The organism is Streptomyces sp. NPDC054883 (assembly GCF_053610645.1).
Genome location: NZ_JBSGYT010000004.1, coordinates 85,965 through 111,436 on the forward strand (window position 1 = coordinate 85,965; position 25,472 = coordinate 111,436).

The window sequence follows — 25,472 nt, forward strand, 5'->3', positions numbered from 1 at the left end:
GGCGACCGCGGGCTGCCCGGCGGTCGCCGGGCCCCCGCCGGGCCGGGCCCGTCGCCCGGACACTTCCGATTGCCCGTTCACCCGACGGTTGCCAGAAATTACCTACCGACCAGTAGAAATCACGGGAGAGCCGGCAGATTCTTTTCGAGTACATGCCAACCTCCACCAGGAGTGAGTGACTGTGACCCCCACACGCAGAGCCCGCACCGCCTTGGGCACCGCAGCAGCCGCGGCCGTGCTGGCCCTGGCCCCGGCCACCGCCGCCAACGCGGTGACGAGGGCGCCCGTACCGGCCCCTGCCGCCGTCACCACCTGGGCGCCCGGCGGGAACGCCGCGATCCTCGGCATCGACTACGCCACCTGGCAACGCGACGTCGGCGCCGTCATGGCCGCCGCCCGGCCCTACGTCGAGCAGCGCCTCGATTCCTCCCCCGCCGGCGAGAAGCCCGCCATCGTCCTCGACATCGACAACTCCTCGCTGGAGACGGACTTCCACTGGTTCTGGACCAGCCCCACCCCCGCGATCGCCCCCGTTCTCGACCTGACCCGGTACGCGAACGCGCGCGGCGTCGCCGTCTTCTTCGTCACCGCCCGCCCCGGCATCCTCCACTCGCTCACCGAACGCAACCTGACCTCCGTCGGCTACCCGGTATCGGGGCTCTACGTACGCGACCTGCCCAACCTGTTCAGTGAGGTCAGCGCGTACAAGACGGCCAAGCGCACCGAGATCGAGAACCGCGGCTACACGATCATCGCCAACATCGGCAACAACGAGAGCGACCTCGTCGGAGGACACGCGGAACGCACCTTCAAACTCCCGGACTACGGCGGCAAGCTCTCCTGACGTACCCGCGTTGCAGGGAGGCGGAGCGCCCGCGTACGGGACGGGCCCGGGCGCTCCGACAACGCTGAAGCCGCCGCGCGCCGGACCCGTCGACGGCCACCGGCGAGCGGTACCTTTCCTTCTGGCCGGCGAAGGCGGACTGCCAGACGCTGACCTCCGCCGAAAACGCACCATGCCATGCCCGAACCGCCGTCCCCCCCACCACGACGCGTCTTCCCGAGGATCCCGCCGCGGTCCTCCCCGAAGCGGTGGAGCCGCACTCGTCCGGTCTGCGCACCGGCGGCCCCACGAGGAGAGGAGCCCGGTGACCACACACCTCGACCGGTACCGCCCGTACGCCGTCGCGGCATTCCGGATGGTCACCGGCATGCTCTTCGCCGCGCACGGAGCCGCCGCCCTCTTCGGTGTCCTCGGCGGCGCACACACCGGCGGCACGATCCCGTTCGGGCTGTGGCCCGGCTGGTACGCCGCCGTCATCCAACTGGGCGCCGGAAGCCTGATCGTCCTGGGCTTGTGCACCCGTACGGCCGCCCTCCTCGCGTCCGGCTCGATGGCATACGCCTACTTCACGGTCCACCAGCCGCGCGCACTGTGGCCGCTGGAAAACGGCGGCGAGGCGTCCGCGATGTTCTGCTGGGTCTTCCTGCTGCTGGTGTTCACCGGCCCGGGCGCCCTTGCGTGGGGCCGGTCGCTCGCCTCCCCACCGCCCCTGGAATCAGGGCGCCGAGTCCGGGGTGAACCGACCCCGGACCGGTAGCCCCACGGCCTCGGCCCTCACCCGCGTCCGTGGTGGGCGTTCGGCCGGCGGTGCGGGGGCTGTTCGGGAGCCGGACCCGGCCTGAGCGGGGGGATGGGGCGGGACGTCGGGGTGTCGGGGCGCAGCACGACCGGATCGCGGTGGTGGTGGATGGTCAGAGCCGGGCCCTCCAGCAGCGTGTAGGTGGCACTCTGCCGGTCGATCTCCGCCCGGATCCGTCGGCCGCGGAACTGCAGCGCGAAGGCGAGGTGGCTGAACCTCTCCGGCAGCCGCGGGGCGAACCGCAGGTCTCCGCCCATGCGGCGGGTGCCGCCGAACCCCGCGACGAGCGTCATCCACGTGCCGGCCAGAGAGGCGATGTGCAGCCCGTCGCGCGTGTTGTGCTCCAAGTCCTCCAAGTCCATCAAGGCGGCCTCGGACGCGTAATCGTAGGCGAGGCGCATATGACCCGCCTGAGCGGCGATCACGGCCTGGACGCAAGCCGACAGCGAGGAGTCCCGCACGGTCAGGGGCTCGTAGTAGGCGAAGTTGCGGGCGACGTGCTCCTCGTCGAACCAGTCACCGCAGGTGTACATGGCGAACACGAGGTCGGCCTGCTTGACCACCTGCTTGCGGTACAGGTCGAAGTAGGGGAAGTGCAGCAGCAGCGGATACTGGTCGGGTCGGGTGCCGGCGAAGTTCCACCGCTGGTTGCGGGTGAAGCCCGAGTGCTGTTCGTGGACCCCGAGCTCGTCGTTGTAGGGGATGTTCATGGCATGGGCGGCGTCGCGCCACGCGGCGCTCTCCTCCTCACCGGCGCCGAGCCGTTCCGCCTCCTTCGGATACTTTTCCACGAGTACGGCGGCGGCCAGCAGGTTCGCCCGGGCCATCAGGTTGGTGTAGGTGTTGTCGTCGGCGACCGCGCTGTACTCGTCGGGCCCGGTGACCCCGTCGATGTGGAAGGCGCCGTGGTGGTCGTGGTGGCCCAGCGAATGCCACAGGCGGGCGGTCTCCACCAGCAGCTCCACCCCGGTGTCCCGCTCGAACTCCTCGTCGCCGCTCGCCGCCACGTACCGCGTCACGGCGTGCGCGATGTCGGCGTTGACGTGGAACGCGGCCGTGCCGGCGGGCCAGTACGCCGACCCCTCCTGCCCCTCGATGGTCCGCCAGGGGAAGGCCGCGCCGCACAGGCCGAGCTGGGCGGCGCGCTCGCGCGCGGCGGGCAGGGTCGACTGCCGCCAGCGCAGTGCCTCCGCGACCGCTTGCGGCGCGGTGTAGGTGAGCACGGGCAGCACGAACATCTCGGTGTCCCAGAAGGCGTGCCCGTCGTAGCCGGAGCCGGTCAGTCCCTTGGCGGGGATGCCCCGTTGCTCGGCGCGGGCGCCGGCCTGCAGGACGTGGAAGAGGGCGAACCGTACGGCCTGCTGGATCTCCTCGTCGCCTTCGACCTTGACGTCGGCACGGGCCCAGAAATCGTCCAAGTACCGCCGCTGCTCGTCCAGCAGTCCCGACCAGCCGCCGCGCGCGGCGGCCGCGAGCGCCGCGTCGACCTGGTCGCTCATCGCGGGCAGCGAGCGGACGCCGGACCAGCCGTGGGCGGTCACCTTCTCCACCCGCAGCCGCTGCCCGGGCTCCAGGACCGAGGTGACCGTCAGCCGGGCCAGATCGGGATGGCTCTCACTCGCGGTCGTGGTCGGCTCGGGGCCGTCCACGACGTGATCCGCGGCCACGGCCACGCGCAGTGCGCTGCGCCGGGTGCGGTGGACGAGGCGCAGCCGGCTGTCGGCGGCGAAGTCCTCCTCCGGTTCCAGTGCTGCCTGCAGCGCCATCGCCGCACGCGGGTCGCCGTCGGACTCGGGGAGTTGTTCGTTGGAGACCAGCTCGGACTGGATCACCACCCGCGCCCGGCGGTCCACGGCCTCGACCTCGTAGGCCACAGCGGCGATCGCCCGCTGTGTGAGGGAGACCAACCGGGTGGAGCGCACCCGGATGCGGGAGCCGGCGGGGGAGACCCATTCGCAGGTCCGGGTGAGCGTTCCCGCGCGCAGGTCCAGGACACGTTCGTGCGAGACGAGCCGGCCGTAGCGCAGGTCGAACGGCTCGTCGTCGACGAGCAGCCGCACGATCTTGCCGTTGGTGACGTTGATGACCGTCTGACCGGACTCGGGGTAGCCGTAGCCGGCCTCGGCGTACGGCAGCGGATGCACCTCGTACACGCCGTTGAGGTAGGAGCCGGGCAGTCCGTGCGGCTCGCCCTCGTCGAGGTTGCCGCGCCAGCCGACGTGTCCGTTGGACAGCGCGAACACGGATTCGCTCTGCGCCAGGACATCGAAATCGAGCTCGGTCTCCCGCACGGCCCAGGGTTCGACGGTGTATGAGCGGTGGGTGATCACGCGGCGCCTCCCCGCTCCCGGAGAAGCTCGGCGAGGTCCCTGACGACCACGTCGGCGCCATGAGCGTAGAGCGCGTCGCTCTGGCCCACGCGGTCGACGCCGACGACGAATCCGAAGCCGCCGGAGCGGCCCGCGTCCATGCCGGCCAGCGCGTCCTCGTAGACAGCGGCGTGCTCGGCGTCGACGCCGAGGTCGCGGGCGGCCGACAGGAACGTGTCGGGGTGCGGCTTGCCCGGCAGCTTGCGTTCGGCGGCGACCACCCCGTCGACACGTGTGTCGAAGAGGTGTTCCGCGCCGATCGAGTGCAGCACGTCCCGGGTGTTCGCGCTGGAGGAGACGACCGCCGTCTTCAGGCCCGTGGCCCGGGCCGCTTCGATGTAGCGCAACGTCCCGTCGTACGCTTCCACGCCCTGGTCATGGATCTTCTCCAGGACCAGCTGGTTCTTGCGGTTGCCGACGCCGTTGACCGTCTGGGCGTCCGGCGGGTCGTCCGGGCTGCCCTCGGGCAGTCGGATGCCGCGGGAGTCGAGGAAGGTACGGACCCCGTCGGCGCGGGGCCGGCCGTCGACGTACTCGTCGTAGTCGGCGACGGCGTCGAAGGGCCGGAAGCCCTCTCCCCCGCGCTCGCGCAGGAATGCGTCGAACGTCTCCTTCCAGGCGGCCGCGTGCACGACGGCAGTCTTGGTGACGACCCCGTCGAGGTCGAACAGGCACGCCTGGATTTCTTCGGGCAGACCGAGCTCTGTTGTCATACGGCCAACCTTTCCCCGTGTCGCGGCGCTGAGACGGTTGTGATCGCCGTGTCGGGGTTCCGCGCGCAGTGGCCGAGCCGTCCCGCACCGCCCGCCCGGGGCCGTACGTACGGCCGTGGGACGGACCAGGCAGGACAACAGGCCCTCCCCATCGAGCCCGGCCCTTGACGGAGGCGAACGGGCGACACCACCCGGACGGCGCTGCACGCAACCCGCCTCGCGAGGACACCGCCGCCGATTCCCGCCCGGCGCCGGAGCACGGCGGGACCGCGCCGGTGGTCGGTCCACTGAGCTTCCACGCCCCGAACGGGCCAACCGGGCAGTCAAGCAGCGGGCCCGTAGGCGGGCGCGGCAGACGGCTTCCAGGCGGATCATTCGGCGGATGCCGGAGCGGTCCGTGCCGACGGCCCGCAGAGCGCCGGTCCCACGGGCGTGCTGCGGTCTCGAAAACCGGGTGCGGCCGCTCGCCCCGCCCTGGGATCATCCCGGGATGGTCCACCGACTCGAACCCCTGGTCATCCGGCACACCCACCGTATCCCCTGCCCCACCGGACCCGTGGGGGAAGGCGCTGTCGCGGCGCGGCAGTTCGACTCCGCGCTGATGTCCGCGGGCTTCAAGCTCTCGGCCGAGCTGCTCGCGCAGCTGTCGGGGCTCTCCGAGGGTGCGGTCGTCGAGACCGCCGTACGGACCCTGGGTGCCGTCCGGGAGATGGTCGGCGACCACGTCCGGCACAACGTGTACTTCATCGACTTCCCCGCCAACGTCCCGGACACTTTCGACTTCTGGACGCGGTGCATCGCCGACGCGCTCGCCGACGACACCACGCGCGCGAGCACGCTGGAGCAGCTGAGCACCGGTGTCGTGAACCTGCTCAGCCTCCCGTCGTACGGGAACCACCGGCACACCTACGCCGAGATGCTCGCCCACCACGACGAGCTGATCGCCGCGGCGGGAGACCGTATGACGGTCCTGCACCTGGGCGGCACCCTCGATGACGAAATCACCCGTCTCTACTCGGCGTTGACGGGCAGCACCACGCCTCTCGGCGAGGACGGCCTGCGCGACCTGAGCGACCTCGCCGGCCACTGCGCCGACGGGCCGCAGCCCGCGGAGATCCCCGTACGGGAGAACCGGGCCGTGGTCAACCAGGCCCGGCTCATGGCCGGTGCGGGCCTGCTGCTGGACACGGTCACCGACGTGCTCCGCCTGGCCTGTGCGCTCCTGGGCGGCGACCTGACCCTGCGGGAGCCGACACGGCTGCGCACCCTGCCCCGATCGGTGCGCCGGGCGCTGCTCGCGGGCCTCGACGCGGTCGTCGCCGCGGCGCCGGCCAAGCTCGCCGACGTGCCCGCCCACCGCGAGATGTGGAAGCGGCTCGGCGAGCGGCTGCACCCGCACGAGTACCCGCAGTGGCCGCACGCGGCCGACGTGTTCGCCGTCGCCCGCGGCGAGAAGACGGCGCGCTCCCTCGACAGCAGGGTCGAGGAGCTGCTCGCCCGTGGCGACACCACCGCTGCGGTCGAGCTGCTGAAGGCCGCGCCCGGCAAACTCTTCCGCTCCGTGGACCAGCTGCTGCGCGACTCCTCCACCCAGGACGAGCGCGACGTCGTCGTGGCCGCCGCCGAGCAGGTCGTTCCCGACGTATCCGGCCGGGTCCTGCTGTCGGTGCGCCAGCACCTGCACAACCGCGAGCAGGAGACCGGCGAGCAGCGCGTGTTCGTCAACCGCCTCGGCCGGGCCTGGGTCACCGACGACATCCGCCGCCCGGTGTTCGCGCCCGAGCGCGAGCGACTGATCGCCGCGCTCGACACGGAGCTGCGCCGCCGGCTGCCGGCCGCGGAGCACCTGCTGATCGACCCGGAGGTCCTGGACGTGGCGTTGCCGCTCAGCGGCAAGGCCACCGCATCCGGGCTCGGTGTGCTGCCGCGCGGCTCGGTGTCCCGCGTCGACGGAAAGCTGCTGCGCTTCTTCGTGTACTGGAAGCAGAGCGAGCGCTCGACCGACTACGACCTGTCGGCGGCGCTCCTGAACGCCGACTACTCGACCGCCTCCTGGCTGTCGTACACCAACCTGCGCGGTGTCGAGGGCGAGCACTCCGGTGACATCACGGACGCCCCCGACGGAGCCTCGGAGTTCATCAACCTGCGCCTGGGCGCTGTGCGCGCCGCCTGCGTCGTGCCGCAGGTCAACATCTTCTCGGGAGAGGGCTTCGAGGAGGTCGCGGAGTCGTTCTTCGGGTTCATGCTGCGCGAGGGCGAGCAGAAGGGACGCCCGTTCGAGCCGCGCACGGTACGCATGAAGTCGGAACTGCGCGGTCCGGGCCGGGTCGCCCTGCCCCTGGTCTTCCTGCGCGGGCCCGACGGCAGGTGGCGCGCCAAGTGGCTGAACCTGTACCTGAAGGGGGCCCCGTCGTCGAACAGGGTCGAGAGCAACCGGGCGACGGTCGCGACGCTGCTGCGCGGCATCGTCGAGCGCGAGCAGCTCACCGTGCGCTACCTCACCGAGCTGATGACCGGCAGCGCGACGACGGTCACCGAGTGGGACGGCAAGACGGTCCCGACGGGGCCCGTCACCTACATCGGCCTGGAGCGCCCCGCCGGACTCCACCCGCGGTCGCGGATCGTCACTCCAGAAAACCTGCGCGACCTGATCCCCGCCTGAGTGCTAACGTGACCGTGGCGAGGCCATGAAGGGGCTTCCTTCTCCACACTCCTTGAAATTAGTCCCTTCGCTTTCCTCGCCACCGACTCGAGGCCTCCGGCCGTCCCGCCTGTACGCGGGACGGCCGGAGGCCTTTCGGCGTGAGCCGGCTTTCCGACGCCCTCACGGGTGGGGACGGGTCTCCTCGCCACGATTCCGGGCGGCGGAGGTTTCCGGCCGTGCTGGGATTGCGACACAGCGCCCGTCATGTCGCCGACCAGGTCTGACGGGCGCTGTGGCCGGTGCGAGCCGGTTACTCGGGCTGGATGACAGCGGCACCCCAGCGTATGGACGGGGACGAGGTCGTCACGACGGCGCCGAAGCCGCCGTGCAGGCCGGTGCCGAGGGGGACGGTGACGCGGGCCGGGGTGCCGGATGGGCAGTCCACGCTGAAGGGTGCCCGGGCCTCGGGCTCCTCGTCGACGCGGAAGGTCACCTGAATGCTGCCGCCGCCCTCGCAGCCGACGGTGATCAAGGTGTCCAGGCCGGCGTAGAGCCCGCCCGAGACGAAGCCGCCCGAGCCGGTCTGCGCCGGGACCCAGATCAGCCCGTCCGGACCCGGATAGCCCACCAGTTCGTCATCCGCGGCGGCTTGGGCCGCCCCCGCGGGCAGCGCCAGTACCGAGGCCATCGCCACGGTCGCGAGGGCCTTGCCGGCGGTGTACGTGTACTTCATGGTTCCCCCCACAGGTCGTCCTGCTCGGTGCCGACCGCCTACGACCGGCACCGACCACGCTAACCCCCGCCACTGTCAACGGCCCTGGCGCGGCAGTCACCTTCCACCGGGGATGGCACGCCCACCCGACCGGCCCGTCCGTGCGGAGGGGCGACGGCGGGAGGAGCGGAAAGGTGAGGAGAGCGGGTCAGTCCTGAATTAGCTCGTCGCGCACCGGGATCCACTCCAGGGCGGACCGGATGCCCTCCTCCAGGGACAGGGTCGGTGCCCACGCCAGCAGTTCGGCCGCCCGGTCGCTCTTGGTGTAGCCGCCTGCCACGTCCCCTGGGCGCGGGTCGGCGTCCACGGTGGCCAGCGGCGTACTGACGACCCGGTTGAACGCGTCGCACAGTTCCCGGACGGTGGTGCCGGAGCCTGTACCCAGGTTGATCGCGACCGACCGCTTCGAGTCGGTGAGGATGGAGTCGAAGCGCTCGATCGCCGCGACGTGGGCCGCGGCGAGGTCCCAGACGTGCACGTAGTCCCGGATGCCCGTGCCGTCGCGCGTGGGGTAGTCCGTGCCCGTGATCGGGAAGGGACGGCCTTCCTGGTGTGCCCTGATGAGCACGCCCAAGGCGTGGCTGGGCCGCTTGAGCTGCAGACCGGTCCGCAGCCGGGGGTCGGCCCCGACCGGGTTGAAGTACCGCAGCGACAGCACGCGCGGCCCGGCCACGGCGATGTCGGCGAACATCTCCTCGCAGACGGCCTTGGTCCGTGCATAGGGGCTCTGCGGGGCCAGCGGCGAGTCCTCGTTGACGGGGGAGCCGTCCTCGGCCCGGTAAACAGAGGCAGAGGAGCTGAAGACGATGCGGTCGCAGCCGTTGCGGTGGAGGTGGCCGACGAAGGCCAGACTCTTGCTGACGTTCGCCTCGTAATAGCCGATCGGGTCCGCGACGGACTCCGGCACCACGATCAGGGCGGCGCAGTGCACTACGGCGGAGATGTCCGGGTGCACCGAGAAGATCCTGTCGATCAGCTCGCCGTCTGCGATGTCGCCCTCGTAGAAGGTGCGGCCCCGGGTGAATTCGCGGCGGCCCCGGACGAGGTTGTCGAGGATCACGGGAGTGATGCCCGCGTCCAGGCAGGCCGAGGCGACGGTGCTACCGATGTAGCCGGCTCCTCCGGCGATGAGGACGGTTGTCAAGATGCTCACTTCCCGGTCGTTGGAGCCCCAGTGGCAATCGACGCCAGGCTAACGGAGAACCCAGCGGGGCATCATCGGCTGATCAGCGGCGAGCGGAGGAAGCCATGCAGCTGAGCGTTCGCCCTGCGCGTGGAACCCGCTGCGGCAGAAGTCTGCGGATAACTGCACGTTGACCGGTAGACCTCCTTGACGACCCGGCTGGTGACCCGCGAGCCGCCGCGGCCGGGATCCGCAGCACTCCGGCCGCTCCGAACGCTGTTCAGGGCACGCGTCGGAGCGCCGCGTGCCCTCACCCAGCGGGACGGGGGTGGCGGAGGGCCGCCGCCCGGCCAGCCCGGGAGCTGGCCGTCACACCCACTACGGGGCGGCGTGGGCGAGCAGAAGCAGCCTCGACAGCGCGGCCCCGCCGTGACCCAACGCGTCGTCGTACTCGCCGCGAGTTCGGCGAGCAGCCCGTGCACCGGCGGGTGGTGCAGATCCCAGGCGCCCGACGCCCGGCCGGGTCACGCCCCAACGAGCGATCGTATGCCCGCTCACACCACCCCACCTCAGGTCCGCCGCGGATCAAGCGGCCCGGGGCCAGTCCCAGCCCAACTGGAGGAAGAACCCGAGCCGGTCGCTGACCGCACGGATCTCCGCGATCTTCCCGTCCGCCAGCGTGAAGATCCAGATCGCCTCGACCTCGAAGTCGCGCCCCGTCGGCTGGGGCATCCGGGGGTGGTTGCCCCCGTGGGTGCCCCGTTGCACGACGCGCGCGACGACGCGGTCGCCCTCGGCGATGAGCTCTTCAACCTGCACAGTGAGCGGGTCGAAGGCGGCGAGTTGGCTGCGGATGCCGTCGAACGCGGACCCGGGCTCGTCGGCCTCGCCATGGATGATCTTGTTGTGGTCGACGACGTCCGCTGCCATGAACTGCTCGAGGTCGTCGGCCCGGCGATCACTGACCGCCGCGAAGAACCCCCGTACGCACTGCTTGTTGTTGTCCGTGCTCACGGCCACTCTCTCCCCCTCGGGTACTGGTCGGGCGCGATCATGCGACGGGTGCCCCGGCTGGCCCGCGACGCGGCGAGGGGCGAGACGCGGCCCCTCTCGATGACGCTGATCTTCCGCGGCGGAACCGCGCAATGTCGCCGTGACGCGGCGGTGGGGTGGTGGTGCGACCGGGTGCGGATGCGCGCTTCTCGATGCGTCGTACAACCATCGGCGCATCCGGCGAGTCTCATCCTCATAAGTACATTTTCCAGGGGGTTTTGTCTGTGAAGTTGTCCCGGATCGCCGCGGCGGTCACCACTGCCGCTCTTGCTCCGGCCGTCCTCATCGCGTCACCGGCGTTCGCCGCCGGCAAGGACACTGCCGCATCCACCTATCCGACCTCTCCGACCGCACCTGACCAGGCGGCGCCGGACCAGGCCGACAAGGGCCGGTCCGACAAGGACCAGGCGGAACAGGACCGCGAGACCATCCTCGCGATCATCGCCGAACCGATGGCCAGCGAGTACATGAAGGAGGCCGGCCACAAGGCCATAGCCGACGGCCCCCCGGCCATGCGCAAGTTCATCGAGACGGATCAGCACACGATCCGCCTCGACGACTACCGGGTGCTGATCCTCAGGCTCACCAACGGCGCCGGACCCGGCCTGAGGGAAGGCATCAACAACCTCTTCCGGAGCGACAAGCAGACTCTGGAGCAGCTGCGCCACTTCTACGAGGTGACCCAGTACGAGCTGCGCGATGACGACAACAAGGTCGACATCTCCAGGCTGATCGGCACCGGTGGCCCCGGTGTGAAGGAGGCGGGCAAGAAGGCGCTCCAGGGCACTCCCGCCGACCGCGTCGCCTTCCTCAAGGCGGGGCGGTACCTCGCGCAGGCCTCGGACGACCGGGTCGAACTCGCCCGCATCGACGAGGGCTGGGACGGCCCCATCCTGAGCGAGGCCATCAGCAGGCTCCTCAACACGTCCCCGACCCCGGCCGAGCTGCGCCACTTCCTGGAGGTGACCCAGTACGAGCTGCGCGACCAGGACAACCGGGTCGCGATCGCCAAGATCATCGACGGTGGCGGTCCGGAACTGGTCAAGGCCGGCCGCGCCGCGCTGGCGGGTACCGCCGCCGACCGCGCCGAGTTCTTGAAGACGGGCCAGCACGAGGCCCGCGCCAAGGACAAGAAGACCCAGCAGGAGAACGACAAGAACAAGGACCAGCAGGGCCACGGCAGCACGGGCTCCGGCTCGGGCTCCGGGGCCGGCGGGGGCACCAACCCCGGTACGGGCTCCGGAACCACCTCCGGCAACGCGGCCGTCACTCCCCAGGGCGGCAGCGGTGCCCCCCTCGCCAGCACCGGCGCGGGTGACTCCGCTCTGCTCGCGGGTGGTGCGGGCACCGCGCTGGTCGCCGGCGCGGGCCTCCTGCTCGCCGCGCGGATGCGCCGCGCCGGTTCCTCGGGCTGACCCGGTAGCACCCGTCTTCGGGGGCCGGCCGCGCGCTGCCGCGGCCGGCCCCCGTTGCCTTGCGGCAGGACGGGGGCGTCTGTACCGGGCGGCCTTCCTGACGGCAAATCCGGCGCTAGGATCCGGCGTCGCTCGCGTAGAGGTCGGCGGCCAGGGGACGAGGCCGCTGTACCTCTCCGGACGCGTATCGGTGGACTCCGCCATTCGACAGGTGCTCCCGGCCGAAGGCCGGTCCGTTGAACGGACCATACCCGGAGCAGCCCTTGACGGGCGAGCCGCCCTTGAGACCCTTCCCCCTCAGCCAGTGGTGTCGCCTGCAACGGGTTGGAGCTCCTTGAGGGCTTCGAGCCGGCGGGGGTCGTTGAGCTGGACCAGGGCGTTGTGGGCGGCGGTCAGAGTCTCGCGGGCTTCTTGGTACCGGGCGAGGTGGCGCAGGACGATTCCGAGGTCGAGGCGGACCGGTTCGCTCCAGGCGGGCATCCGTGCCGCCTCGAAGTGGGTGAGGGCATAGCGCAGGGGGTCTTCGGCCATGTGCCATCGGCGCAGCGCGGCATGGTCGTTGCCGATGTGCTGACGGGTCACCGCGAGGTACAGGCCGATCAGTTCCCGTGGCTTTCCGGGGACGCCGGCGCAGCAGATGGCTTCGCTGCGTCGGTGGATGGTCAGGGCTTCCTGCGCGCGGCCGGTGTGGCGCAGATGTTGGCCGAGGGTGTTGAGCACGGTCAGTTCGGCGAGCCGGCTCGGTGGGCAGGTCAGCTCTTTGAGGTGGTCTGCTGCTTCTCGGAGTCGGGTGATTGATTCTTCGGTGCGTCCCAGCCGGTGGAGTGCTCCGGCGGCGTAGCCCAGGGCCCAGCCGACTTGGAGCTGGTCGCCCCTTTCACGGGCTGCGCTGAGGGCGGCTTGCGCGGTGGTGAGGGCTGCGGCGGGGTCGGTCCCGGACGCCGTGCGCCTCTTGGTGGAGAAGAACTTCCTCTGAAGGCCCCCCCGGCGAAGCAGCGGTCCATGACGCTCGCCGGGCGCGAGCGGGCTTGAGTGCGGTGCTCCCTGACGGGCGGAAGTCGTCGACGGCCGGGACCGGGCCGGTCCGGGACGCAGCGCCTGACACGGCGGGTACCCGGGGGCCGCCTGGGGGGCGCCCTGTACGAGAACGTGGCGGACGCCTCCGTGCGCCGCAGCGCGCTCGTGCCGGCCGGGGCGTACGAGGCGCCGGCGGGCCCCGGGCCGTCGCCGCCGGGGGTCGCCTGACGGGGGACGACGCCGGGACGCCGCTGTACCCGCGGGACGGCGGTGGCCGGGGTGAGCCGTCTCCGGGGGAGGCGTCCCGGGTTCTTGTGGGACCCGAGGCCGGGTGACCAGATGCACGGTGGCCCCTCCGCTCGGCTTTCTGCTGCGTCTTCCAGCCGATGACGACCAACCCGTCCCTCACTTGTTGGCCGACCGTCTCGCCGAGGCGGCCTCGTCCCCGCCGCCCCGCTCCTCCTGGCCGTCGGCCCGGCGACCATCCGGAAGCGGACGGCCCGCCGTTGAGCCCGTCGCCTGCTAGCTTGCGGTCGTGGACCTCTTCTCCCGCTCCTGGGCCGCGCTGCGCGCAGCGGTCGCCGCCCTCCCGGACGAAGACTTCTCCCGGCCGTCCGGCTGCGCCGGCTGGCTGGTACGTGACCTGGTGTGCCACCTGGTCATCGATGCCCAGGACGTCCTGATCACCCTCGCCACCCCCGCCGGCCCGGAACCGACCAGGAACGCGGCGACCTACTGGAACCTCGTCCAGGCACCGACCGGCGAGGACCCGCTCGACGCGCTGACCGTCCGCCTCGCAGCCGCGTACGAGGAGCCGTGGCTGCTCAGGTTCCACCTCGACGACGTCGGTTCGGCCGCCGGCCGCGCCGCCGGACTCGCCGACCCCGCGGCCCGGGTCGCCACCCGCGACGAGGTGCTCACCGTCGGCGACTACCTCCACGCGTACGTCCTGGAGTGGACGCTGCACCACCTCGATCTGGTCGCTCACCTCCCGGCCGGGACGCAGCCGCCCTCCGAGGGCCTCGCCGGGTCGCGCGCCCTGTTGGAGAGGATCGCGGGCGCGACCTTCCCCGCGTCCTTCTCCGACGCGGACGCCCTGCTGGTCGGCACGGGACGGCGCGCCCCGACCACAGCGGAGAGGGCCGAACTGGAAACCATGGCGGCTGGTCTCCCGTTCATCCTGGGCTGACGCGCTCCACGCCCAGCCCCGGGCCGGGCCGGCCGTGCCACTCAGAATGCCTGGCGCACACGAGGGCGCCACTTCCTGCTGGAGGGCGGGATGCCGTCGCTGTTCGCGGGCCGGGTCCGGCCGACACCCGGCGAGCAGCGCGCCGCACCACAGGTTCCCCGGCTCCGGTCGCGGCGCGTCGTCCGGCACTCCGTGCAGGACTGTCAAGGACCTGCCCTCGTCCCGTCGCACGCCCGGGTCGTGTGGTGAGCCAGGGTTCCGGCGTGGCGATGAGTTCGGGGACACCCGCAGGTCTATCTCTTGACGGACTACAGCCGATTCACCGGGAGCAAGTCATGGGCGTCATCCACATCGAGATGTTCGCGACCCTCGACCTCGTCGGACAGGCACCCGGGGGACCCGACGAGGACCCCGTGGGGTTCCCGTTCGGCGGCTGGCAGGCGCCCCTGCTGGACGAGGTCGCCGGTGCGCAGGTCGGTGCCGCGTACGAGGGCACGGACGCACTCCTGCTCGGCCGGCGGACGTACGACATCTTCGCCGCCTACTGGCCACACCAGGACGGCGGCCGGGACAACGAGATCGCCACGCTCTTCAACAGCGTCCCGAAGTACGTGGCCTCGCGCGGTCGGCCTCACCTCTCATGGGCCGGGTCCACGCAGCTGGGTCCGGACCTCGCCGCAGCGGTGCGCGAGATCCGGGACCGCCACGAACACGTGAAGGTCGTCGGGAGCCTGAACCTCGTGCAGAGCCTCCTGCGCGAGAAGCTCTTCGACCGCCTCGATCTCTGGGTTCACCCCATCGTTCTCGGTGTCGGGAAGAAGGTGTTCGACGATGGCGCGGTGCCCACCAACCTCAGCCTCCTCGCGCCCCCGGCAACCAGTCCGAAGGGCACCGTGTACCTGCGCTACGGGCTCGCCGACGGCACTCCCGCCACGGGAGACATGAGCGCACCCGATCGCGGTGCCGGGAGCGACGGGTGAAGTCACCCCGCGCCGCCGAACGTGACGGCTGCACCGGTGCCGTGGACGCGGCAACGGCTCGCTTCGCCGCGGGAACCAACCGGTGAGTCCGAGCAGCACTCCCCGGGCCTATCGTTCGTCGATGACCGAAGCGATGGTGCATCCTTGGAGGCATGACCGACTTGCATGCCTCCACGCCGGGCAGCGGAGCGCCGGGCGCCGGGACACCCGCGGAGGCCACCGCCCCGGCCGCGCGCCTCGCGGCTCTGGCCGCGGCTTTGGCCGACGAGACGCGGGCCGCCATCTGCATTGCGCTACTGGAAGGGCGCGCCTGGACCGCGGGGGAGCTGGCCAGGATCACCTCGGTCGCGCCGTCCACCGTGAGCGGCCATCTGATCCGTCTGACCGAGGCGGGTCTCTGCGTGACCGAGCGGCAGGGGCGGCACAGCTACGTACGGATCGCCGACGCCGCGACGGCCCGCCTCCTGGACGAGGTCGCCTCGCATGCGGTTCCGGACCGGGACGCGGCGCACGCGGTGCCCGTGGTCACGGCGCCCGACCCACTGGCTCGGGCCCGCACCTGTTATGACCACTTCGCGGGACGCCTGGGGATGGCGGTGACGGACGCCATGGAGCGCCGAGGGCTGCTCCGTACGGAGGGCGTCTTCGAGTTGACGGAGGCCGGTCGGCGGTGGTGCGCCGAGGCGGGTGTGGCCCTGGCACCCGTGGGTCGAAGGCCGGCGGCGAGTTCCTGCCTGGACTGGACGGAGCGCCGTCGTCACCTGGGTGGCATTGCCGGGGCGCGACTGTGCGCGCGGGCGCTGGACCGTGGGTGGGTGGTGCGACCGGCGGGCGGCGGGCGGGCGTTGGAGGTGACCGCCGCCGGTGAGCGCGCTTTGCGGGATCTGCTGGGAATCACTCCCGACGACTGGAACTGAATGCTGGGAGTGCGCGGAAGGGCCCGGGAGGTGCCCAACATTTCGGCACTCACCGAAATGTTCTGAGGTAGGGTGCACACATGATCTCCCTGCGCCCGAGCCGCATGTCGCACAGCGCCGTCACGGTCGGCGCCGTGACCTTCACCGTGTTCGCCTGGGCGTCCGCCTTCGTCTCCATCCGCAGCGCGGGCGCCGCCTACTCCCCTGGGGCCCTGGCCCTCGGCCGTCTGCTGGCCGGTTCGGCGGTACTCGCCGCCCTGTTGGTGATCCGCCGCCAGGGCTTGCCGCCGCGTAAGGCCTGGCGGGGCATCCTGATCTCCGGCGTGGTGTGGTTCTGCGGGTACACGGTCGCCCTGAACTGGGGGGAACGACTGGTCGACGCCGGTACGGCTTCCCTGCTGGTGAACACCGGCCCGATCCTGATGGCCCTGCTCGCCGCCCGTCTCCTGGGGGAGGCGCTGCCGCCGCGCCTGCTGTCCGGCATGGCCGTCTCGTTCGTCGGAGCGGTCGTCGTGGGCTTGTCCATGTCCTCCGGTGGCGGCGCGTCGACCTCGGTGCTCGGCGTGGTGCTGTGCCTGCTCGCAGCTGTGGCCTATGCAACCGGTGTCGTCTCGCAGAAACCCGCGTTGTCCTTCGGAACACCCCTGCAAATCACCGCTTACAGCTGCATGACGGGTGCCGTGGCCTGCCTGCCCTTCGCAGGGCAGCTGGTCACGGAGCTGCCGAGGGCGCCGCTCTCCGCGACGCTGAACATGGTCTACCTGGGCGTGGTTCCGACCGCCCTCGCGTTCATCACCTGGACCTACGCTTTGGCGCGCACACCCGCCGGCAAACTCGGTGCCACCACCTACGCCGTCCCCGCGATCGTGGTGCTGCTGAGCTGGACCCTCCTGGGTGAGGTGCCCGGCTGGCTGTCCCTGCTCGGCGGAGTGCTCTGCCTGGCCGGGGTCGCGGTCTCCCGCTACCGGCCTCGTTCGACCGCACCGTCGGAGACGGTCGACCCCGCGCCGTGCGGGCCTGACCGAGGCGCCCGTACCGCCGGCGGTCCCCGTGCCGGGTCCTGACCGCCACCCTGGTGGCAAAGACACGACTTCCTCGCAGTCCCGCCTCCCGGGCCGGCGATGACGGAGACCACGGCTGCGGTGTCAGTCTGCTGACGTATCCTTCCTGCCACCGCACACCGACCGGGGAGACCAAGAGAATTGACTGGCCTGTCTGCTTTCCCGCTGCCCTTCCACGCTTCTCGTTCGATATCGTTCGCGACACCCCGAACGCTGCGGGAACTCCAGATGATGCAGTGCAGCGCACTCATTCGGGCGAAGCCCGGGTGGTTCGACAAGATGAACGATGCCGGCATCGTCGCCAGGTGGACCCAGGAAGCGGTCGCCCAGGGCCTCACCGAAGCACAGGTTCGTTACGTGCTTGCCGAACTCCGGCATTACGCCGGGCTGCGGGACGCGGGAACCGGCATCGAGGTGTCCGCCGTTGACGGAGTGTGGCAGTCGGACACGCTGGTCGACGACGAGCTCAGGTCCCGGCTGCGCGAGGCGGTTCGGGTTCTGGAGCAGGTCCCCGAAGCGGAACAAGACTGGCATCCCGGTTCCGACGGCCAGGTGCTGGATCTGGTTCATCCCTCCCTGTTCTGCCTGGTGAGAGAGGTGAGCGGAGCCCCCGAGCGGGCTTGGCAGAACCCGGCGGACCGCTACTCGAAGTACGAATTCTCGGAGAAGTTCCAGTGGCTGCCCACGGACGTAGACATCAGTGACGACGGTGATGTCACCTTCCGTTCGTACGTCAACAACGTGCACCCCGAGAAGCACCGCGAACTGGCTGCGGTCCTGCCTGACTTGCTCGCATGCGTGCGCCCCCTGCTGGAGAACGTGCTCACCGATCTGCGTCATCCGCGGCCCCTGCGGATCGAGGCCGATCCCTACGGGTGGTACGACTCGCAGCCGGAGTACCCGAACAAATCCTCCTACAGCGATGAAGGGGCTTACGCAGAAGCCCTCGATGCGTGGGAAGAGGCGCAGGACGACTGGTGGGAAAGCCGTCGCCCGGTCATCCCGGACGCCCCTGCCTTCACCCCGCCCGAGTTGCCGGGTGAATCCGCCCGAGTCGACCTGCGCGGCCGCCGTCTCCAGGTCATCGTCAAGCTCGCCACCATTCATCTGACCCCGGACAAGCCCGAGTACCCCGGCGGTTCCTGGCACGTCGAGGGGATGCTGAACGAGCGGATCGTCTCGACTGCCATCTCCTACTGGGACAGCGAGAACATCACCGAAAGCCGGCTGAGTTTCCGGGCGGCCCTGGACGACCCGCACTACGAACAGAACGACGACAACGGCGTTCGTGAGGTCTACGGCCTGGAGAACGAAGACGCGCTGAACCAGGTGCTGGGTTCGGCGTCGACCCCGGCGGGTCGCTGCCTGGCGTTTCCGAACATCCTGCAACACCGCGTCGGTTCGTTCCGTCTCACGGACCCCACCCGCCCGGGATATCGCAAGATTCTCGCGTTCTTCCTGGTCGACCCGTCGGAAATGATCGTCTCGACATCCGATGTACCGCCACAACAGCCGTGGTCCGACACCTCGACCATGACGCTCGAACAGGCCAAGGACTACCGCGAACAACTCATGCAGGAACGCAAGTTCTTCGTCGACGAACACAACGAGCAGCTCTACGAACGAGAATTCTCGCTCTGCGAGCACTGAACCTGGTGTGCCGGGCCTGGGTCGTGAGAATGCCCGCACAGGGTTGACCCGCTGACCGGGACGCGAACGCCCCGTGACGTCGGTCACCGACGTCACGGGGCTTCCTCGGATCATCCGTCCGGACGGCTGCCGGCTTCCGGTAGCCGAACCGGCTACCGGCTACCGGCTGAGCGACTTGAGCGCCGCCGGGTCGTACGGCTTCAGCTCGTCGAAGCGGTTGCCGAGGACCTTCGCCGCCCACTGCGGGTCCTGGAGCAGCGCCCGGCCGACGGCGACCATGTCGAACTCGTCGCGCTCCATGCGTTCCAGGAGGTTGTCGATGTCGCCGAGCGCCGCACCCTCGCCGACGAAGGAGCGGATGAAGTCGCCGTCGAGGCCGACCGAGCCGACGGTGATGGTCGGCCGGCCGGTGAGCTTCTTGGTCCAGCCCGCCAGGTTCAGGTCCGAGCCCTCGAACTCCGGGAGCCAGTAGCGCCGGGTGGAGGCGTGGAACGCGTCGACGCCCGCCGCCGTCAGCGGGGCCAGGATGGCCTCCAGCTCCTCCGGGGTCTGCGCCAGCCGGGCGTCGTACGCCTCCTGCTTCCACTGCGAGTAGCGGAAGATCACCGGGAAGTCGGCCGGGACGCGCTCGCGGACCGCCGCCACGATCTCCGCGGCGAACTTCGTGCGGGCCACCGCGTCGCCGCCGTACGCGTCGGTGCGGCGGTTGGTCCGCTCCCACAGGAACTGGTCGAGCAAGTAGCCGTGGGCGCCGTGCAGTTCGATGCCGTCGAAGCCGATCCGCTCGGCCTCCGCGGCGGCGTCGGCGAACGCGCCGATGACCTCGTCGAGGTCGGCGCGGGTCATCGCCTTGCCGGTTCCCTCGGTGCCGTCGACGCGGATGCCGGAGGGGCCGACGGCGGGCGCGTCGGCGTACGGTGCCTCGCCCTGCTTGCGCACCATGCCTATGTGCCACAGCTGAGGAACGATCGTGCCGCCCGCCTCGTGCACGGCCGCGGCGACCTTCGCCCACCCCGCCAGCTGGTCCTCGCCGTGGAACCGCGGCACCCGGTCGCTCTGCCCGGCGGACTCGTGACCGACGTAGGTGCCCTCGGTGACGATCAAGCCCACCCCCGCGGCGGCCCGGCTGGCGTAGTACGCCTGCACGTCCTCGCCGGGCACGCCGCCGGGGGAGAACATCCGCGTCATCGGAGCCATCGCGATGCGGTTGGGGACGGTCAGGCCGTTCAGCGTGACGGGCCGGGACAGGATCTCGGCGGCGCGGGAGGCGGTGGACGTGGTGACGGTCATGCGGGTCCTCCGGGTTGAAGCTGTGGCTCGTCGGGGTGACAACCAGGAGTGCATAGTACACATGTTATGTATCATGCATATTGCCGGCCGGTCCTCGCGCCGAGCCGTCCGCAGACCGTCCCTGCAGAGGTCCGCCGGTCCTCGGGTCCGCGATACTGGAGCGCCGGAAGGAGTGGGAGGCGCAGTGCTGGAGAAACTGGAGCGGGAGCTGATGCTGCTCTCGCGGCACCAGGTGCTGGCCCGGCGCGAGCGCGACCCCGAACGCCTGGAGCGGTCGGCGTACCTGCTGCTCAGCCGGATCGAGACGCAAGGACCCATGTCCATCGGGGAATTGGCAGAGGCCTTCGGGCTCGACACTTCGACCGTGAACCGCCAGACGGCCGCACTGCTGCGCTGCGGACTGGCCGAGCGCGTCGCGGACCCGAACGGCGGCATGGCCCGCAAGCTGCGCATCACCGCCGAAGGCGGCCGCCGGCTCGCCGGAGACCGTGAGGTCAACCGGTCCTGCCTGGCCCGGGTGGTCGCCGACTGGTCCCCTGAGGAGGTGCGGGAGCTCGAGGACGTCCTGGTCCGGCTCAACCGCAGCGCCGAGGCCCTCGAAGGACGGCACTGGCCGCGCACGGAGGAGCGCGACGCCCGCGCCGCGTGCCACCCCCCGGTGCCGGAGGAACCCGCGGCGCCCGCGCCGTAGGAGGGCCGCCGCCCGCCCCCGGGAGGACCGGATCTGTCGGGCTGCCCATTCGAGTCGGCCGGGCAGGCCGGCGCCCGAGGGCGGCTGACCTGTGGGGCAGCTGCCTATCGGGGCGACCGAGAGGTCCTCAAGGACGAGGACGGCAGCAACCCGGACAAGGCCTGCGCCGGAGCAGCGGCAGGAGAGCTACGGCACGCCGAGCTCGAACAGTGCGTAGCCCGCGTACGACCCGGAGGCCACCGCGGCGATGCCGAGCAGGACGCATTGCACGGGCGGGCTCAGCCGGCGCATCCCGACCGCGAGCGGAATGAACAGCGGGAAGCACGGGAGCAGATAGCGGGAGACGTTGGCGAAGATCTGCTGGCTGCCGAGCACCAGGACGAGGGTCAGCAGAGTGTGGACGACGAGGACCGCGGGTGGGCGCAGCCGCGCCAGGAGGGGGATGAGGATGAAGGCCAGCAGGACGACCCCGACGCCGATCACGTCCGCCCAAGGAAAGGCGGACAGGTAGGTGAAGTGGCCCACGGGGACAGAGGTCAGTACGTCGAAGGTCTGTCTGCCGTAGTCGAACTCGTGGGCCCAGGCTCCCGATTGCAGCTTGAAGTAGCCGCCGTAGTCGCCCATGCGCCGGCCCACCCAGGCCAGGTAGCCGAGCAGGCCGAGCGGCGCCAGGGCGAGTGCGAGCAAGGGGCGCAGGAAGCCGTCCTCGCGGCGGCGCAGCGCGAGCAGGGCGGCGACGGCGAGCGAGGCTATCAGCGCGCCGGCCGTGGGCCGGTTGAGTCCGGCCGCGAAGGTGAGGACGCCCGCGGTGAGCCAGCGGCGGGTCATGACCGCGTAGCAGGCCCACGCGGCGAGGGCGACGTACAGGGAGTCGGAGTAGACCGCCCACTCCACGCCGGAGCCGGGCCAGACGGCCCACAGCCCGGCCGCGGCGAGACCGGCCCGTCGGCCTGCGAACCACTCGGCGATCGCGTAGATGCCCAGGGCTGCCGCGAAAGAGGCGAGGATGGAGACCAGCAGTCCGGCGCCGTACGAACCCATTCCGGTGACCGCCATGGTCAGCCGTATCAGCGCCGGGTAGAGCGGGAAGAACGCGGCCGAATTGCCCTCGAGGGTGATCAGGCCGGTGGCGCCGGGGATCTGGGCGAGCTCGGGGTCGTAGCCGTGCAGGGCGACCTGCTGGTACCACCAGCCGTCCCATGTGGCAAGCACGTCCCAGGGGTGCGCTCCGCCGCCGAAACGAGGATGCTTGGTGCGGAAGTCGCCGGTGGAGGCGAGCAGGAGCATGAAGGAGCAGAAGCCGGCGAGTTTGAGGACGCCGAACAGAGCGAGGACCGGGCCGTGGTGGCGGGCCGCGGCGCGCAGGCGGGGACGGAGCGTGTGGCGCGCGACCGCGGGCGGATCCTGGACGGGATCGAGGGTCGTGCTCATGCGCCGGCCCGCCCCGCACGACGATGGCGGATCAGGTCCCAGCGGATCCGGGCGATGCCGCGCAGATCGGCCAGCGCGGTGGAGAGGACGTCGACGCTGCTGTCGGGGTCGTCGACCCAGTCCACCGGCACCTCGTGGATCCGCATCCCGGCCCGCTCGGCGAGCACCAGCAGCTCGGTGTCGAAGAACCACTCCCTGTCCCGTACCAGGGGCAGCAGCCGCTCGGCGCTGTCGCGGCGCATCGCTTTGAACCCGCACTGCGCGTCGGAGAAGCCGACCGCGAGCGTGCAGCGCAAGAGGACGTTGTAGCAGCGCGAGATGACCTCCCGCTTGGGCCCGCGCACCACCCGGGAGCCGGGTGCCAGTCGGGTACCGATCGCCAGGTCGGAGTGGCCCGAGATCAGCGGTGCGACGAGCGGCAGCAACGCCGCGAGCCCGGTCGACAGGTCCACGTCGACGTACGCCAGCACCGGTGCCCGCGACCTTGACCAAGCCGCGCGCAACGCCCGCCCGCGCCCCTTCTCGGACAGCCGCAGCCACTCCACCTCGGCCAGTTCGTCCGCGAGCGCTGCGGCGATGCGCGGGGTGCGGTCGGTGCTGGCGTTGTCGGCGACGGTGATTCGGAACGGGTACGGGAACGTGTCCTGCAAGTGGGTGTGAAGCCGCCGTACGTTCGGCTCCAAGTCCTTCTCCTCGTTGAAGACCGGCACCGCCACATCCAGGACCGGCTCCTCGTGATGCCTGGGCAGGGGAGCGTGCCGGGGTGGCCGCGCTTTGGCCGGTGTGGTCCGAACGGAGCGAAGATTTATCACGTAGGTCTCTTTTGTCCTTGGGTTCCAGGCGTGCCGAAGGCAGGCATGGCGGTGCGGTTACTCGGGCCGGCGCGCGATCCGGTCGCTATCCGGTGGCGCTGTCGACCGGCGACGGCTGGTTCGAAGGGCCGGCCGGGGTGCTGGTGGGCTCCGTGACCGGCGGTGTGGGGAATGTGCTCCCGGCCGCCGTGGCACGGCCGCTGGGTGGGCTGCCGGAAGCGGGCGCGGAGCTCCCGGTCGTGCCGGGCGGCTCCGAGGCCGGCGAGCGCCCGCCCTCGGTCGGGGACCCGGTCGTGGCGGGCGAGGTGGGCCGTGCGCTCGGGGAGCCGTCCGGCGCCGGTGACGTAGTCGGGCTCGGCAACGGACTGACGGCGGGCCGCGGTAGCGGCGCGCTGGGCCGGTCGTCGGCTGGGGCCTGTGGCCGCAGCAACACCCCGAGGCTCAGCGCGGCCACGGCCAGCACGGAAGCGGCGGCCCGGCGGGCCGCCCGTACCCGGCGCCGGGCGCGCACGCCGGCGTGCAGTCGCTCGTGATCTCCGGCCGCGAAAGGCGTCTCTTCCTCTGTGCGGTGCATCAGCTGCGCCAGCTGCCGCTCGAAGTGATCCATGCCGTCCATGTGGTCCACGGGTTCTCCCTCACCCAACCGGCTCGATGACATCGGCCAGGAGCCGGCGCAGCCGGGCCACCCCGCGCGCGGCGTGGGACCGAGCGGTGCCGACCGGGCAATCCAGGGTCTCGGCGACCTGCCGGTCCGGCAGGTCCTGGTAGTAGCGCAGTACGACGGCGGCCCGCTGCTGCGGGCTCAGCTGGGCGAGTGCCGCCTCCAGCCGGGAGCGCTCGGCCACGGTCGCCGAGACGTCGCCTGCCGCCACGACCTCGGGCAGCTCCTCGACGGGCCGCTCGCTCCACCACCGTCTACGGGCCGACCGGGCAGCGGCCCGCGCCAGCACCTTGCGGACGTAGGCCTCCGGTGCCTCGTCGGCGACCTTCGGCCAGACGAACCACAACGTGACCAGGGACTCCTGCAACAGGTCCTCGGCCCGGTGCCGATCGCCTCCGGTGAGCAGACGGGCCAGATGGAACAGCGCCGTCCAGCGGGCCGCCACAAACGCGTCGTATTCACCGGCCCGAACATGCTCCATTCCCACGGTCCCCGTTCTCGCCGGCTGTCTACATCAGGAGAAAGGCCCTGGACCCCCTGGAGCGCTGCACCCGGTCGCCGTGACCTGCGTCACATGTCGGGTGTCGCGGGGGGCAGTTCCTCCCAAGAGCCGGGCCGATCGGACGCATTGGAAGGCCATGCGCGGCCGATGCGGCTGGAGCCGTGCAAGCCGTTGATCGACGAGATGCTGCGGGCTGAACTGGACGCGCCGCGCAACCGGTGGCACACGGTGAAGCGGATCTCCGAGTGGCTGCCGGACGAGCATGGTGCCCGCAGCGGAGGTGAAGGCCGACTTCGGCGACGTGCCGGCGCGGCTGGCCGGCGAGCTGGGGACCTGCTGCCTGTTCGGGGACGTCCAGGTTGAGGCACGGTGGCCGGTGTCACGGGCGCGGCTCCGTTCGCGCCCGCCCCTTCACCAGCGAACGGCGGTGAAGTCGACCGGCCGAGGCTGCAGCAGCCGAGTGCGCTCAGCCAGTGTTCCGAACCGCCGGGCCATCTCGTCGGCGGACAGCCGGCGGCGATCGCCGTGGCCTGGCAGCACCCATTCGAACCGGAGCCGTCCGGCCGCCCTGGCGAGTGAGCTGGCCAATTCCTCAATGGAATACCAGGTCACACTGTCCGCGACTGCCAGATCGGACGTGGTGCGTGACCAGTAGAAGCTGTCCCCGCTGAAGCAGTACCGGTCATCTGCGAGGTAGAGCACGCTGCCCGCAGTGTGGCCGGGCAGCGGGTGGGCGGTGACTCCCTCACTGATCTCCAGAGGTTCGAGACCCCGGATCACCTGGTCCGCGTCCGGCGCCGCATCGAGGTCGCCCTCGTGGATCCACAGCCGGGCGCCGAATTGGTCCGCGTAGCGGCGGCCGTGTGCAGCGTGGTCGCGGTGGGTGAGGAGCACATCGGTGACCGGGCCCACTGCTGCGTAACGCTCGGCGAGTTCACGACTCCAGCGCGGTGTGTCGATCATCATGACCGTGCGGGAGGGCCGCAGAAGCAAGTAGGAATTGGCTCCGGCCGTGTGTGCCGAGTTGTGCCCGCACAGCAGTACGCCGTTGTCCAACGCCATCGGAAAGGGATCGAGCCGGTCGTCCGGTTGCCCGGAGGAGGGACGGATCGAGCGCGTGGGGCAGGCGAAGACGGCTGCGTGTAAGTCCCGCGTCTCCGCTTCATCGCGCGGCTGGCGCAGCATCTGGGACCTTCCCTCAGCCTCGCCGATCAGGTCGGGCGCGAGCTGTCGTGCGACATCGCAGTTGAAGCAGCGGTCATCCACGTACCAGCCGTCCACGGCAAGCGTCCTTCCACGGGGCGACGACCCCCGGCCGGGGCCGCCTTTCAGGGATATCCCACTTGCGGCCCGAATCGGTAGGCCCTGCCGATCTTGTGCTTTCGGTCCCGATACGTTCTCCCGATCCGGTCGACTCCAGGCCGCGTCGGCCATGGCACGAGGGCCCGCAGAGACGCTCAGCACCCACCCTTGGTGTGGCGGGCGCTTGATAGTGGTCTCTTTGTTCATGGCTGCTTGCCGTTCCGTCGGGGCCGACGT

Annotated in this window: 21 protein-coding genes and 1 pseudogene; 11 read left to right on the forward strand and 11 right to left on the reverse strand. The window is 70.9% G+C overall.

Annotated elements, in window-relative coordinates:
- The first annotated feature begins 175 nt into the window (after positions 1–175).
- The gene (locus ACWGH1_RS05015) at positions 176–844 is read left to right on the forward strand and encodes an HAD family acid phosphatase (protein ID WP_453408434.1); all 669 of its coding nucleotides are present in this window, start codon (positions 176–178) and stop codon (positions 842–844) included.
- 304 nt (positions 845–1,148) lie between these two features.
- Complete coding sequence (locus ACWGH1_RS05020; RefSeq protein WP_453355305.1) at positions 1,149–1,601, forward strand: DoxX family protein; 453 nt, start codon at positions 1,149–1,151, stop codon at positions 1,599–1,601.
- 17 nt (positions 1,602–1,618) lie between these two features.
- Here the strand turns inward: ACWGH1_RS05020 and ACWGH1_RS05025 are convergent, their stop codons facing one another.
- The gene (locus ACWGH1_RS05025; RefSeq protein ID WP_453355306.1) at positions 1,619–3,973 is read right to left on the reverse strand and encodes a glycoside hydrolase family 65 protein; all 2,355 of its coding nucleotides are present in this window, start codon (positions 3,971–3,973) and stop codon (positions 1,619–1,621) included.
- Complete coding sequence (locus tag ACWGH1_RS05030) at positions 3,970–4,725, reverse strand: beta-phosphoglucomutase family hydrolase (protein ID WP_453355307.1); 756 nt, start codon at positions 4,723–4,725, stop codon at positions 3,970–3,972. The genes ACWGH1_RS05025 and ACWGH1_RS05030 overlap by 4 nt, the downstream gene beginning before the upstream one ends.
- A 490-nt stretch (positions 4,726–5,215) precedes the next feature.
- Here ACWGH1_RS05030 and ACWGH1_RS05035 point away from each other — a divergent pair, with 490 nt between their 5' ends.
- Positions 5,216–7,387: a hypothetical protein gene (locus tag ACWGH1_RS05035; protein ID WP_453355308.1), complete on the forward strand. Its 2,172-nt coding sequence runs from the start codon at positions 5,216–5,218 to the stop codon at positions 7,385–7,387.
- A 292-nt stretch (positions 7,388–7,679) separates the two neighbouring features.
- On the opposite strand, the gene ACWGH1_RS05040 is transcribed toward ACWGH1_RS05035, so the two are convergent.
- The 3 genes from ACWGH1_RS05040 to ACWGH1_RS05050 form a co-directional block, all read right to left on the reverse strand.
- Positions 7,680–8,102, reverse strand: a complete 423-nt coding sequence (locus ACWGH1_RS05040; protein ID WP_453408435.1) for a hypothetical protein — start codon at positions 8,100–8,102, stop codon at positions 7,680–7,682.
- Between the two features lie 187 nt (positions 8,103–8,289).
- Positions 8,290–9,294 (reverse strand): UDP-glucose 4-epimerase GalE, encoded by a 1,005-nt coding sequence (galE, locus tag ACWGH1_RS05045; RefSeq protein WP_453357521.1) that lies wholly within the window; start codon positions 9,292–9,294, stop codon positions 8,290–8,292.
- 555 nt (positions 9,295–9,849) lie between these two features.
- Positions 9,850–10,278, reverse strand: coding sequence for an ester cyclase (locus ACWGH1_RS05050; RefSeq protein ID WP_453355627.1), 429 nt, complete (start codon positions 10,276–10,278; stop codon positions 9,850–9,852).
- Positions 10,279–10,541: 263 nt separating this feature from the next.
- On the opposite strand from ACWGH1_RS05050, the gene ACWGH1_RS05055 reads away from it, so the two are divergent.
- Complete coding sequence (locus tag ACWGH1_RS05055) at positions 10,542–11,732, forward strand: ALF repeat-containing protein (protein WP_453408436.1); 1,191 nt, start codon at positions 10,542–10,544, stop codon at positions 11,730–11,732.
- Positions 11,733–12,029: 297 nt separating this feature from the next.
- Here the strand turns inward: ACWGH1_RS05055 and ACWGH1_RS05060 are convergent, their stop codons facing one another.
- Positions 12,030–12,452 (reverse strand): hypothetical protein, encoded by a 423-nt coding sequence (locus ACWGH1_RS05060; RefSeq protein WP_453355148.1) that lies wholly within the window; start codon positions 12,450–12,452, stop codon positions 12,030–12,032.
- A gap of 832 nt (positions 12,453–13,284) precedes the next feature.
- Between ACWGH1_RS05060 and ACWGH1_RS05065 the strand changes: the two genes are divergently transcribed.
- From ACWGH1_RS05065 to ACWGH1_RS05085, 5 genes are all read left to right on the forward strand, one after another.
- A complete protein-coding gene (locus ACWGH1_RS05065; RefSeq protein ID WP_453355149.1) occupies positions 13,285–13,938 on the forward strand; it encodes a maleylpyruvate isomerase N-terminal domain-containing protein in 654 nt (217 codons plus the stop codon).
- A gap of 335 nt (positions 13,939–14,273) precedes the next feature.
- The gene (locus ACWGH1_RS05070) at positions 14,274–14,918 is read left to right on the forward strand and encodes a dihydrofolate reductase family protein (protein ID WP_453355150.1); all 645 of its coding nucleotides are present in this window, start codon (positions 14,274–14,276) and stop codon (positions 14,916–14,918) included.
- A 152-nt stretch (positions 14,919–15,070) separates the two neighbouring features.
- The gene (locus ACWGH1_RS05075; protein ID WP_453355151.1) at positions 15,071–15,835 is read left to right on the forward strand and encodes an ArsR/SmtB family transcription factor; all 765 of its coding nucleotides are present in this window, start codon (positions 15,071–15,073) and stop codon (positions 15,833–15,835) included.
- Positions 15,836–15,915: 80 nt separating this feature from the next.
- Entirely contained in the window at positions 15,916–16,899 is a 984-nt protein-coding gene (locus ACWGH1_RS05080; protein ID WP_453355152.1) for a DMT family transporter, read from the forward strand.
- A gap of 138 nt (positions 16,900–17,037) precedes the next feature.
- The gene (locus tag ACWGH1_RS05085) at positions 17,038–18,546 is read left to right on the forward strand and encodes a DUF4246 domain-containing protein (protein ID WP_453355153.1); all 1,509 of its coding nucleotides are present in this window, start codon (positions 17,038–17,040) and stop codon (positions 18,544–18,546) included.
- Positions 18,547–18,705: 159 nt separating this feature from the next.
- Here the strand turns inward: ACWGH1_RS05085 and ACWGH1_RS05090 are convergent, their stop codons facing one another.
- Positions 18,706–19,836 (reverse strand): NADH:flavin oxidoreductase, encoded by a 1,131-nt coding sequence (locus ACWGH1_RS05090; RefSeq protein WP_453408437.1) that lies wholly within the window; start codon positions 19,834–19,836, stop codon positions 18,706–18,708.
- Between the two features lie 211 nt (positions 19,837–20,047).
- On the opposite strand from ACWGH1_RS05090, the gene ACWGH1_RS05095 reads away from it, so the two are divergent.
- Positions 20,048–20,527: a MarR family winged helix-turn-helix transcriptional regulator gene (locus ACWGH1_RS05095; RefSeq protein ID WP_453356300.1), complete on the forward strand. Its 480-nt coding sequence runs from the start codon at positions 20,048–20,050 to the stop codon at positions 20,525–20,527.
- A 186-nt stretch (positions 20,528–20,713) separates the two neighbouring features.
- Here ACWGH1_RS05095 and ACWGH1_RS05100 read toward each other — a convergent pair whose 3' ends face one another.
- Positions 20,714–21,958 (reverse strand): hypothetical protein, encoded by a 1,245-nt coding sequence (locus ACWGH1_RS05100; protein ID WP_453356299.1) that lies wholly within the window; start codon positions 21,956–21,958, stop codon positions 20,714–20,716.
- A 26-nt stretch (positions 21,959–21,984) separates the two neighbouring features.
- Positions 21,985–22,707: pseudogene (locus ACWGH1_RS05105) on the reverse strand (dolichyl-phosphate beta-glucosyltransferase); the annotation flags it as partial.
- A 155-nt stretch (positions 22,708–22,862) separates the two neighbouring features.
- Between ACWGH1_RS05105 and ACWGH1_RS05110 the strand changes: the two are divergent.
- On the forward strand, positions 22,863–23,303 hold the full coding sequence (locus ACWGH1_RS05110) for a hypothetical protein (protein ID WP_453408438.1): 441 nt from the start codon (positions 22,863–22,865) through the stop codon (positions 23,301–23,303).
- Positions 23,304–23,405: 102 nt separating this feature from the next.
- Here the strand turns inward: ACWGH1_RS05110 and ACWGH1_RS05115 are convergent, their stop codons facing one another.
- Both ACWGH1_RS05115 and ACWGH1_RS05120 read right to left on the reverse strand, forming a co-directional pair.
- Positions 23,406–23,912 carry a SigE family RNA polymerase sigma factor gene (locus ACWGH1_RS05115; RefSeq protein ID WP_453408439.1) on the reverse strand — a complete coding sequence of 169 codons (507 nt, stop codon included), beginning with the start codon at positions 23,910–23,912 and terminating at the stop codon, positions 23,406–23,408.
- 432 nt (positions 23,913–24,344) lie between these two features.
- The gene (locus ACWGH1_RS05120) at positions 24,345–25,214 is read right to left on the reverse strand and encodes an MBL fold metallo-hydrolase (protein ID WP_453357476.1); all 870 of its coding nucleotides are present in this window, start codon (positions 25,212–25,214) and stop codon (positions 24,345–24,347) included.
- Positions 25,215–25,472 lie beyond the last annotated feature (258 nt).